Here is an 11,118-nt window from a genome sequence, read left to right on the forward strand (position 1 = left end):
CGGGGCACCCCCACCCCCCCCGGGGGGGGGGGGGGGGGGGTGGGACGGGACGGCGTGTGGGCGGGGTCAGGTGATCGGAGTGCGGCGGTGCCAGGTGGTCCAGAGCGGGCGGTAGCCGTGGCGGTGCCAGAACGGCACGGACCACGGGTTGAGCACGGAGGCGTCGAGCACGGAGACAGCCGCACCGGCGCGGGCAGCCTGGGAGTGCAACGCCGCTGCGAGCGCGCGGCCCACCCCGCCGGAGCGGCACGCAGCGGTCACGGCGGCGATGCCGAGGTAGACGACCGGCCCCGCAGACACGCTCGGCGCCGCCCATGCCGAGGACTCCGGTGGTGCCAGGCTTGCCCAGCCGATGGGGACGCCTTCGGCCTCGGCGATCACCAGCCAGCCGGCACCGAACCTGAGCGCGTCGTCGACGTAGTGGTCACCGAGGTCGCCGGGCCGCTCACGCACGGCGCCGAACGCGGCCTCGGTGGCGAGCAGCTCGCGCATGAGTACGCGCATCGGCTCCCGGTCCTGCGGCGTGGCGCTCCGCAGCACCACCCCGGGAGGCCTCGGGGCATCGTCGGGCCGGACCCCACGCGCCAGCGTGGCCGTGGCGGGCACGAAGCCGCGCTCGATCAGCGGCAGGATCACCTGCCGAGCGGCGACGGGGATGCGCAGCAGTCGGGCGTGGTCACCGCCGGGTTCGGGCGCCGCGGCAGGGAGTGCGAGCCAGGCGTCGAGCACCTCGGCGACGTCGTCGGAGGTCGCCGAAGCACGCAGCCGAAGCTGCAGCACGTCGCCCGTGCTGGCGGTCCACAAGGAGAGCGAGGAATCCAGCGGCGTCCGAGTGACGCGGGCGATCCCGACCGCACGCCGCGACCGAGCGGCCATGGTGCCGATGACCCCCTCGCTCGGCTCTGGCGGCGGCACCGGACCCATGAGCGAGTCCTCGCTCTGCACCCAGGCGGTCTCCGCCGTCGAGCAGTCGCGGGCGAGATCCATCGGGACGACATCCACCCACGCACACTATCGGGAATCATTATCGATATGCGACGTCACGACTCGGTCACGGAATCCCCCAGAAACCCCACGGAAATACGCGAGCCGCACCATGATGGGCGGATCGGCACACAACCCGATCCGAACCAGTGGAGGTACACCTTGACCACCGTGCGAGCCGCGATCACTCAGACGACCTGGACCGGCGACAAGGACTCGCTGCTGGAGCGGCTCGAGCTGTTCGCCCGCGACGCCGCCGCGCAGGGCGCCCAGGTGATCTCGTTCCAGGAGCTGTTCTACGGGCCGTACTTCGGCATCACACAGGACCAGAAGTACTACCGCTACGCCGAGCCGGCCGACGGCCCGATCGTGCAGCGCTTCGCCGCCCTCGCCAAGGAGCTGGGCCTGGTCACGGTGCTGCCGATCTACGAGGAGGCGCAGACGGGCGTCTACTACAACACCGCCGTGCTGGTGGACGCCGACGGCACGGTGCTTGGCCAGTACCGCAAGAACCACATCCCGAACCTCGAGAAGTTCTGGGAGAAGTTCTACTTCCGCCCGGGCAACCAGGGGTACCCGGTGTTCGAGACCGCAGTGGGCAAGGTCGGCCTGTACATCTGCTACGACCGGCACTTCCCGGAGGGGTGGCGCGAGCTCGGGCTGAACGGTGCGCACATGGTCTTCAACCCCAACGCCACCAAGCCGGGTCTGTCGAACCGGCTGTGGGAGGTGGAAGGGCCCTGCGCGGCGGTGGCCAACGGCTACTTCGTGCTGCAGCCGAACCGGGTGGGTCTGGAGGACAACGAGTACGGCGACGAGGCCGTGAACTTCTACGGCACCAGCCAGGTGATCGACCCACGCGGCAACTTCGTGGGTGAGCGGGGCAGCTCCGAGCACGAGGAGCTGCTGGTGCGCGACCTCGACATGGACATGGTGCAGCAGATGCGCGACGACTGGCAGTTCTACCGCGATCGCCGGCCGGACTCCTACACCGAGATCGCGAAGGCCTGAGGAGACCATCATGAGCACCCTGCTGATCACCGGCGGCACCGTGGTGTCCGCGACCGGCCGCACCGAGGCGGACGTCCTGGTCGACGGCGAAAGGGTCGTCGCGGTCCTCGCCCCCGGATCCACCCTGCTCGGGCACGACCTCGCCGGCTCCGTGGACCGGGTGATCGACGCGAGCGGGAAGTACGTCATCCCCGGTGGCATCGACGCCCACACCCACTTCGAGCTGCCGTTCGGCGGCACCAACGCCTCGGACACGTTCGAGACCGGAACGCGTGCGGCCGCGTGGGGCGGGACGACATCGGTCATCGACTTCGCGGTGCAGCGCTACGGCGAGCGGGTGGAGGACGGGCTCGCGGCCTGGCACGACAAGGCCAGCGCGAGCTGTGCTATTGATTACGGCTTCCACCAGATCATCGGTGGCGTCGACGAGTTCTCGCTGAAGTCGATGGAGCTGCTGGCGAACGAGGGCATCACGTCCTACAAGCTCTTCATGGCCTACCCGGGCGTCTTCTACTCCGACGACGCCCAGATCCTCAAGGCGATGCAGAAGGCGCGCGACCTCGGGCTGCTCACGATGATGCACGCCGAGAACGGGCCTGCGATCGACGTGCTGGCCGAGCAGCTCTACAACGAGGGCAAGACCACCCCCTACTTCCACGGCATCGCCCGCGCGTGGCAGATGGAGGAGGAGGCGACGCACCGCGCGATCATGCTGGCCGACGTGACCGACGCCCCGCTGTACGTGGTGCACGTGAGCGCGAAGCAGGCGGTGGCGCAGCTCGCCGCGGCCCGTGACCGCGGCAAGAACGTGTTCGGCGAGACGTGCCCGCAGTACCTCTACCTCTCGCTCGAGGACCAGCTCGGCGCGAGCAGCGAGGAGTGGGGCGACTTCGAGGGCGCCAAGTGGGTGTGCTCCACACCGCTGCGCAGCCGCGAGGAAGGCCACCAGCACGCGATGTGGCAGGGGCTGCGGACCAACGATCTGCAGATGGTCTCCACCGACCACTGCCCGTTCTGCATGAAGGACCAGAAGGAGCTCGGCAAGGGCGACTTCCGAGCCATCCCCAACGGGATCGGCTCGCTCGAGCACCGGATGGACCTGATGTACCAGGGCGTGGTGACCGGCGAGATCAGCCTCGAGCGCTGGGTCGAGCTGACGTCCACGACGCCGGCCCGCATGTTCGGTCTCTACGGCAAGAAGGGCGTCATCGCACCGGGTGCCGATGCCGATGTGGTCGTCTACGACCCGAACGGTCACACCTCGATCGGTCTGGGCAAGACCCACCACATGAACATGGACCACTCGGCCTGGGAGGGGTACGAGATCGACGGTCATGTCGATGTGGTGGTCTCGCGCGGGCGGGTGATCGTCGACGGCGGTGAGTACCTCGGTCACAAGGGCGACGGCACGTATCTCAAGCGCGGCCTGAGCCAGTACCTGATCTGAGGAGGCAGCCATGACCACCCCCACCCCGTCGAGATCGTACTTCCGTGCCGAGACCCTAGATCTGGATCTACGATCTCGGCGGCGATCTACGATCTCGGCGCCATCGGAACGCCCGACGGCGGAGGTCGCCTGATGGACTTCGGTGTCGTTCTGCAGACCAACCCGCCGGCATGGCGGACCGTGGGCCTGGCCAAGCAGGCCGAGGAGCACGGGTTCGACTACGTGTGGACGTTCGACTCGCACCTGCTGTGGCAGGAGCCGTACGTCATCTACTCGGCGATCCTTGCCGAGACCCACCGCGTGATCGTGGGGCCGATGGTCACCAACCCGTCCACACGGGACTGGACCGTGACGGCATCGGTGTTCGCCACCCTGAACGAGATGTACGGCAACCGGACCGTGTGCGGCATCGGCCGTGGTGACTCGGCGGTGCGGGTGCTCAACGGCAAGCCCGCCACCCTGAAGGAGGTGCGCGAGGCCACGCACGTGATCCGCGAGCTGGGCAGCAGCCGGTCCGCCGAGGTCAACGGCGCCACACTGCAGTTCCCGTGGGCCCGCGACTCCCGGCTCGAGGTGTGGCAGGCGGCCTACGGCCCGCTCGCGCTGAAGACTGCCGGCGAGACAGCCGACGGCTACATCCTTCAACTCGCTGACGTCGACATCGCGCGCTGGATGATCGGCGCGGTGCGCAAGGCGGCCGAGGACGCCGGGCGCGACCCGGACGAGATCACGTTCTGCGTGGCGGCACCGGCCTACGTGGGGTCCGAGGACCAGCGCGCGCACATGCGGGAGCAGTGCCGCTGGTTCGGGGGCATGGTCGGCAACCACGTGGCCGATATCGTCGCGAGATATGGCAGCGGGTCCGACGTCGGCGCTGTTCCCGAGGCCCTCACCGATTACATCGCCGACCGCGAGGGGTACGACTACAACCAGCACGGCCAGTCGGGCAACACGCATGCGGCGTTCGTGCCCGACGACATCGTGGACCGGTTCTGCCTGCTCGGTACACCCGAGCAGCACATCGCCAAGCTCACGGAGCTGAAAGAGCTCGGCGTCGACCAGTTCGCGGTCTACCTCCAGCACGACAACAAGGAGGAGACGCTGCGGGTGTACGGCGAGTCGATCATCCCGCACCTGCGTGACCATGTGACGGCCAAGGCATGAGAGGGGCGGCATGCGTACCCTCGTGCGCTCGGCAGAACTCCGCGCTCCCCGCGTATGACGCCGGTGTGAGGGGCCCCGTGTGACGGCGGAGACCGCGCAGGTCCTCCGGACCCGAAGGCCACGGGCGCGCACGACCTCAGCGCGGGTCCGCGCGGTGGTGCTCGGGCTGCTCGGCGTGATCTCGGTCGCGGCGATCTGGGAGCTGTACAAGGCACTCGGGCCTGCCGATGGCGTGGTGGTGGCGGGTACCCGGATCCTGCCGCGTACCACTGATCTGGCGATGCCGCACACGTGGGAGATGGTCGCGCGGCTGCTCGAGCCGACCACGAGTCAGGCGGGTGCCGCCCCGCTGTGGCAGACCGTAGCGGGGGCGGCGGTCATCTCGCTCGGGATCGCGGCCGTGGGCTGGTTCGTCGGCACGGTGGTGGGCCTCGGGCTCGGGTTGCTGATGCAGCTGCTGCGGCCCGCCGAGCAAGGTCTGCTGCCCTGGATCGTGCTCAGTCAGACGGTTCCGCTGATCGCGTTCGCGCCGGTGGTGCGGTCCTGGGGATCGCGCATCGAGATTCTCGGGTGGCAGTGGCCGCAGTGGCTCTCGGTCGCCGTGATCGCGAGCTACCTGGCGTTCTTCCCAGTGGCGATCGGCATGCTGAAGGGCCTGCAGTCACCGCAGCGCACGCACCTTGAGCTCATGCACACCTACGCCGCCGGCCGGTGGGCGACGCTGCGCACGGTGCGCCTGCCCGCCGCCGTCCCCTACCTGCTGCCGGCCCTGCGTCTGGGTGCGGCGAGCGCGGTGGTCGGGACCGTCGTCGCCGAGGTCTCAACCGGCTACCTCGACGGCATCGGCCGCCAGCTGGTCTCGTTCGCCGGGCAGGCGTCCGGTGACCCGGCAAAGGCATGGGCACCGATCTTCGGGGCGATCGCCCTCGGGCTGATCGCCGCCGGGCTGGTGGGCCTGATCGGACTGATGCTTCGTACGTACCGACGTGGAGAGGCTCAATGAGCGCATCAGCGAGTGAGGACCGGAGCGGAGCGAGGACCGGAGCAAGCGTCGGTCCGCGACCCGACGACGCTGTGAGCCAGGAATCCAGCGCGGCCGCCGTCGTCGCTCAGGGCATCGGCAAGACCTTCGACACCAAGGCCGGTGACGTCCAGGCACTCACCGGCGTCGACCTCGCGGTCACGGCGGGCGAGTTCGTCTCGCTGATCGGCCCCTCGGGCTGCGGCAAGTCGACCCTGATGCGGCTGATCGCCGATCTCGACAGCCCGACCAAGGGCACCCTCGAGGTCTTCGGCAAGCCTCCGGCGCAGGCCCGCCGCGACCAGGACTACGGGATCGCCTTCCAGCAGGCGGGGCTGCTGCCGTGGCGCACGGTGGGCGCCAACATCGGCGTGGCGCTGGAGCTGCACGGGATGGCGAAGGCCGCGCGCCGGGAGCGGGTGGCCGAGCTGGCCGAGCTGGTGGGGTTGACCGACTTCGTGGATTCCTACCCGGACCAGCTCTCGGGCGGCATGCAGCAGCGCGTCGCGATCGCGAGGTCGCTGGCCGAGCAGCCTCGCCTGCTGCTGATGGACGAGCCGTTCGGCGCCCTCGACGAGATGACCCGCGAGCGCATGCAGGCTGAACTGTCTCGGATCGTCGGCGAGTCGGGTGCCGCGGTCGTGTTCGTGACCCACTCGATCCCGGAGGCGGTGTTCTTGTCCGACCGGGTGGTGGTGATGTCGCCGCGCCCGGGCCGGATCACCGATGTCGTGAGCATCGGGATCGAACGCGAGGTCCCTCGTGACGAGGCACTGCGCGAGCGCAGTGAGTTCTTCGCGAAGGTCACCGAGGTTCGTGAGGCGCTGCATGGTGGCAAGGTCGGTTCGGGCGCCCGGGAGGGCCGCTGATGTCGATGTCCGACGGCGGGACTCGCCCCGCTCCGAACCCGGCGTTGCGTATCGGGCTGCCGGTCGCCGTCGGGCTGGTGGGTCTGGGCGTGTGGCAGTTCCTGGTCGGCGTGGTTGGGGTATCGGCCTACCTGCTTCCGAGCCCGGCCGAGATCGCACGGGAGTGGAGCGCGAATGCCGGGCCCATCGCCGAGGCGACCTGGATCACCGGCACGAACGCGGTGCTGGGGCTGGCGGTCGGAGCCGTGGTCGGGGTGCTGCTGGCGGCGGTGGCGTCGCGGTGGCAGGCAATCGACCTGATGCTGATCCCGGTGGTGGCGGCGCTCGCGGTGGTGCCGATCGTGGCGCTGGCGCCGGTGCTGAACTCGATGTTCGGTGCCGACAGTGAGATCGGGCGGCGCACGATCGCAGCGATCGCCTCGTTCGTGCCTGTGTTCCTCAACAGCCTGCGCGGGCTACGGCAGACCACGCCGCTGCACCGCGACCTGATGCGCGCGTACGCGGCGACCGGCGGCCAGACGTTTCGGCTCCTGACGCTCCCCGCGGCGGCCCCGTACGTGGTCACGGGGCTGCGAGTGGCGAGTTCGTTGGCGGTGATCTCAGCGCTGGTGGCGGAGTACTTCGGCGGCCCGCGCGGCGGGCTGGGCGCCTTCATCTCGACCTCGGCCGCGACCAGTGCCTACGCACGCGCGTGGGCATACGTGGGCGCCTCGATCCTGCTCGGGCTGGCGCTCTACCTGGTCACGGTGGCGCTGGAGCGCCTCGTCAACCGACTGCTCGCGGGCGGTGCCCGCTAGACACTGCCGCTCTCCCAAGCCCATCCATCCCGAAAGGATCACCACCATGAAGATGACACGACGCGCGTTCGCCGCAGGTGCCGGCGGCATGACCCTCGCGGCCTTCCTGGCCGCGTGCGGTGACAGCAACGGCGGTTCCGGAGGAAACGGGGGAACCGGAGGCGGCGACGGCGGGGGTGACCTGACGCCCGTGAAGCTGCAGCTGCAGTGGCTGCCCCAGGCTCAGTTCGCGGGCTACTTCGCCGCGGCGGATCAGGGCTTCTTCGCCGACGAGGGGCTGGAGGTCGAGATCATCCCCTCCGGCGGCGACATCGTGCCGCAGGATGCGCTCGCCGGCGGCAACGCGGACTTCTGCATCGCCTGGGTACCGAAGGTGCTGGGCTCGATCGAGCAGGGCGCGAACCTCACGAACATCGCGCAGATCTTCCAGCGTTCGGGGACTCTGCAGGTCGCTTTCGCGGATTCGGGCATCGCCTCGGTCGCGGACTTCGAGGGCAAGCGAATCGGCTCGTGGGGCTTCGGCAACGAGTGGGAGATCTTCGCGGCGATGGCGGCGGAAGGTCTGGACTCCACGTCGGTGCAGATCGTCACGCAGGACTTCAACATGACTGCGTTCCTGCAGGGCGACATCGACGCGGCGCAGGCGATGACCTACAACGAATGGGCACAGGTGCTGGAGGCACTGAACCCGGACACCGGCGAGCTGTACACGCCGGAGGAGTTCAACGTCATCGCGTACGAGGACACGCAGGGCGGCATGCTGCAGGACTCGATCTGGGCCGACGCCGGTCGGCTCGCCGATGACGCCGACTACGAGGCCACCGCGGTCGCCTTGTTGAAGGCCGTCATCCGGGGGTGGGCGTTCGCCCGCGACGACGCGCAGACCGCCGCGGACATCACGATCGCCGCCGGCTCCGACTGGGGCCCGAGCCACGAGCTGTGGATGGCGAACGAGACCAACAAGTTGATCTGGCCGGCCGCCAACGGCATCGGTGTCATCGACACCGCGGCCTGGGATCAGACGGTCGCCGGTGCGCTCGCCGCCGTCAACGAGCAGGGGCAGCACCTGATCACGGCCGAGCCGCCCGAGACCGCGTGGTCCAACGACTACATCGAGCAGGCGATCAGCGAGCTCTCCGATGTCGACACCACGGGCGAGTCCTTCCAGCCCATCGAGGTCACGCTCGCCGAGGGCGGGAACTAGCAGGTGGATCGGCCTCCACTCTGTGTGTGAGGTCGATCCACCGTGAGAACGGTCAGCCGACGGGCGGCTGGGTGCGAGCGAGCCACTGCTCGAACGTGGTGGGTGCGATCTCGGCGCCCTCGATCGGGAGGAGGGTGCGCTCGCCGACCTGCGCTCCGAAATAGGGGGCTGCATCGTCTCGCACCACCGCGCGAGGATCGTCGCGGAAGGTGAGGCCGCGGCGCACGAACTCGTCGAGGCCCAGTTGTCTGGGACCTGCCACCTCGATGTCGCCGCGCGGGCCGCCGGCTGCGGCACGAGCCACCGCCGCTGCCACGTCCTCGGCAGCCATCGGTTGCACGAGCGCACCGGGCAGTCGGACCACGGATCCCTCGGTGGAGACATCGGCGATGCTGCCGAAGAACCCGAAGAACTGGGTCGCATGCACCAGCGTGTACGGCAGCCCCGAGGAGCGAACGAGGTTCTCCTGCACGGCCTTCGCCGCGAAGTAGGGGATCTCCTGCGGCCGGTTCGTCCCCACGATCGTCAGAGCGAGGTGGTGCTTGACCCCTGCCTCCCGCTCGGCAGAGATCAGATTGGTGGTCGACGTCGTGACGAACTCCCGCACGGCCGTGACGTCGAACGAAGGCGAGGCGGAGAGATCGACGACGACCGCGGCGTCCGTCAGCGCATCGGTGAGTCCCTCTCCCGTGAGCGCGTCGACGCCCGTGCTCGGCGCTGCTGCCAGCACCTCGTGGCCGTGCTCGGTGAGATCGGCTACCACCCTTGAACCGATCCGGCCGGTACCCCCGACGACGACGATCTTCATCTCATTGCTCCTGTCTGTCTGCCGTACACCTAGCGCCGGTCTCGGCACTCACCGGCACTGACAAGGCACGCGACGGCTCTGTGACAGGAGGTCACTCGCTGGGGTTCCAGTGCCGCAGCCTGGCGGGGTCCGTGATGGCCCAGACTCGGGCGATCGCGCGCTCGGCCACCGCGAGGCTGAGCACCGCCACCACCTGATTGCCGGTGCGGACCACCAGACCGGCCGAGCCGTTCACACTGGCGACCTCGACCGTTCCGGCCGGCTCCAACAACCACACGAGCATCTCGGCGACGTCACCCACGCCGCGCACGAGCCGACCGCCAGTACCCGAGCCTCTGACGCCGTCGACCACGAGCTCGACGTCCGGGTGCAACGTACGAACGAGCGCTGCGCCATCGCCTCGCTGGCACGCACACGTCAGGCGATGCGCCAGCCGGTCTTCAGTCCGCCGGCGCCACATGACCGAGCTTGTCCGGGTTCATCACCCACATGAGCTGCTCGATCCCAGCCTCGGACGCACTGAGAGTCAGCAATGCGGTGATCGCGCCGTTCTCACCGAGCGTGACACCCGGCTGACCGTTGACCATGACCCAATCGACCGCCTTCCCCGCCCAGAAGTGACCGGAGAACGCCGCCACGAACGCCGCCACCCGGGAACGTCCGATCATCGGTCTCCGCGCGGCGAACCGGGCACCGTTGCCGTCACTGCGGCTGACCACCTCTGCCGCGAACAGCCCCTCGAGCGCGGCTGTGTCGCCGGCACGGGCCGCGACGAGGAACGCCTCCAGCAGGCGTCGCTGCGCTGACGGGCCCGCGCTGGTTCGCCGCTCACCGGCGACGTGCTTGCGTGCCCGGCTGACCAGCTGCCGTGCGGCAGCGGGACTCCCCTGAAGAATCTCGGCGATCCGGGCGTACGGGTAGTCGAAGGCCTCGCGCAGCACGTAGGCGGCACGCTCCGCGGGGCTCAGTCGCTCGAGCAGCATCAGCACCGCGTACTGCAATGCCTCGGCCTTCTCGGCACCGAGTGCGGGATCCGCCTCGGTGCTCACCGGTTCCGGTAGCCAGGGACCGATGTAGGTCTCGCGGCGCACCCGCGCCGAGGTCAGGGCGTTGATCGACAGCCTCGTCGTGATCGTCGTGAGGAAGGCGACCGGCTCTCGGATCTCCCCGGAGTGTGCGCCCTGCCATCGGATCCACGTCTCCTGCACCACGTCCTCGGCGTCAGCGACACTACCGAGCATCCGATAGGCGATGCCGAACAGCCGCGCTCGGGCGTTCTCGAACTCCGATGCCGCCCACTCCAGCTCACCCATCGCGCCTCACCGCCGGTTACCTGCTCCCGTCATGCTCATGACAGGACAGGCCCCGGATCTGTGACGGTCAGCCATGTCCTCACGCTGCATCACCGCGCACGTGGTCCTCGTCATGGCCACATCCTCGCGCTGCTTGGGGCATTCTGGTGCTACGACGCCGGGCCACCGCGGTCCCGTCCTTCCCAGACAGACACAGAGGAGCCGATGGCATGACGGATGCGCCCCAGCCCGCTTCGGAGGACCTCGACGCGCGCGCGCTCGAGCTCGACCGGACCCACGTGTTCCATTCGTGGTCGGCGCAGGCGTCGCTGAAGCCGGTCTCGATCGCGGGCGGCAGCGGCAGCACGGTGTGGGACCACAGCGGCCGCCGCTACCTCGACGTCTCCAGCCAGCTCGTCAACGTCAACATCGGGTACGCGCACCCGGCGGTGGTCGCGGCGATCCAGGAGCAGGCCGCCACGCTCGCGACCGTGGGACCCTCGACAGCCAACCTGACCCGG

General features: G+C 69.2%; 12 protein-coding genes. 8 read left to right on the plus strand and 4 right to left on the minus strand.

Features of this window, described 5'->3' with window-relative positions:
* Positions 1-66: 66 nt before the first annotated feature.
* A complete protein-coding gene (locus ACOJSN_RS15865) occupies positions 67-1,002 on the minus strand; it encodes a GNAT family N-acetyltransferase (RefSeq protein ID WP_420113462.1) in 936 nt (311 codons plus the stop codon).
* A 144-nt stretch (positions 1,003-1,146) separates the two neighbouring features.
* Between ACOJSN_RS15865 and ACOJSN_RS15870 the strand changes: the two genes are divergently transcribed.
* The 7 genes from ACOJSN_RS15870 (at position 1,147) to ACOJSN_RS15900 (ending at position 8,497) form a co-directional block, all read left to right on the plus strand.
* Entirely contained in the window at positions 1,147-1,995 is an 849-nt protein-coding gene (locus tag ACOJSN_RS15870) for a nitrilase-related carbon-nitrogen hydrolase (RefSeq protein WP_420113463.1), read from the plus strand.
* Positions 1,996-2,005: 10 nt separating this feature from the next.
* On the plus strand, positions 2,006-3,442 hold the full coding sequence (hydA, locus tag ACOJSN_RS15875) for a dihydropyrimidinase (protein ID WP_420113464.1): 1,437 nt from the start codon (positions 2,006-2,008) through the stop codon (positions 3,440-3,442).
* 132 nt (positions 3,443-3,574) lie between these two features.
* Positions 3,575-4,606 carry a TIGR03842 family LLM class F420-dependent oxidoreductase gene (locus ACOJSN_RS15880; RefSeq protein ID WP_420113465.1) on the plus strand — a complete coding sequence of 344 codons (1,032 nt, stop codon included), beginning with the start codon at positions 3,575-3,577 and terminating at the stop codon, positions 4,604-4,606.
* A 79-nt stretch (positions 4,607-4,685) separates the two neighbouring features.
* Positions 4,686-5,609, plus strand: a complete 924-nt coding sequence (locus ACOJSN_RS15885; RefSeq protein ID WP_420113466.1) for an ABC transporter permease — start codon at positions 4,686-4,688, stop codon at positions 5,607-5,609.
* A gap of 71 nt (positions 5,610-5,680) precedes the next feature.
* The gene (locus tag ACOJSN_RS15890; protein WP_420113467.1) at positions 5,681-6,496 is read left to right on the plus strand and encodes an ABC transporter ATP-binding protein; all 816 of its coding nucleotides are present in this window, start codon (positions 5,681-5,683) and stop codon (positions 6,494-6,496) included.
* Positions 6,496-7,293 (plus strand): ABC transporter permease, encoded by a 798-nt coding sequence (locus tag ACOJSN_RS15895; RefSeq protein ID WP_420113468.1) that lies wholly within the window; start codon positions 6,496-6,498, stop codon positions 7,291-7,293. Before ACOJSN_RS15890 ends, ACOJSN_RS15895 begins: the two co-directional genes overlap by 1 nt.
* A 46-nt stretch (positions 7,294-7,339) precedes the next feature.
* Complete coding sequence (locus ACOJSN_RS15900; RefSeq protein ID WP_420113469.1) at positions 7,340-8,497, plus strand: ABC transporter substrate-binding protein; 1,158 nt, start codon at positions 7,340-7,342, stop codon at positions 8,495-8,497.
* 52 nt (positions 8,498-8,549) lie between these two features.
* On the opposite strand, the gene ACOJSN_RS15905 is transcribed toward ACOJSN_RS15900, so the two are convergent.
* The 3 genes from ACOJSN_RS15905 to ACOJSN_RS15915 form a co-directional block, all read right to left on the minus strand.
* Complete coding sequence (locus ACOJSN_RS15905) at positions 8,550-9,305, minus strand: SDR family oxidoreductase (RefSeq protein WP_420113470.1); 756 nt, start codon at positions 9,303-9,305, stop codon at positions 8,550-8,552.
* 91 nt (positions 9,306-9,396) lie between these two features.
* Positions 9,397-9,678, minus strand: coding sequence for a hypothetical protein (locus ACOJSN_RS15910; RefSeq protein WP_420113471.1), 282 nt, complete (start codon positions 9,676-9,678; stop codon positions 9,397-9,399).
* A gap of 67 nt (positions 9,679-9,745) precedes the next feature.
* On the minus strand, positions 9,746-10,618 hold the full coding sequence (locus ACOJSN_RS15915; protein WP_420113472.1) for an RNA polymerase sigma-70 factor: 873 nt from the start codon (positions 10,616-10,618) through the stop codon (positions 9,746-9,748).
* Between the two features lie 209 nt (positions 10,619-10,827).
* Between ACOJSN_RS15915 and ACOJSN_RS15920 the strand changes: the two genes are divergently transcribed.
* Positions 10,828-11,118 (plus strand): aminotransferase class III-fold pyridoxal phosphate-dependent enzyme (locus tag ACOJSN_RS15920; RefSeq protein ID WP_420113473.1); only part of this gene is annotated, 291 nt, incomplete at its 3' end.

This window comes from Pseudactinotalea sp., from assembly GCF_048594945.1.
GTDB lineage: Bacteria > Actinomycetota > Actinomycetes > Actinomycetales > Beutenbergiaceae > Pseudactinotalea.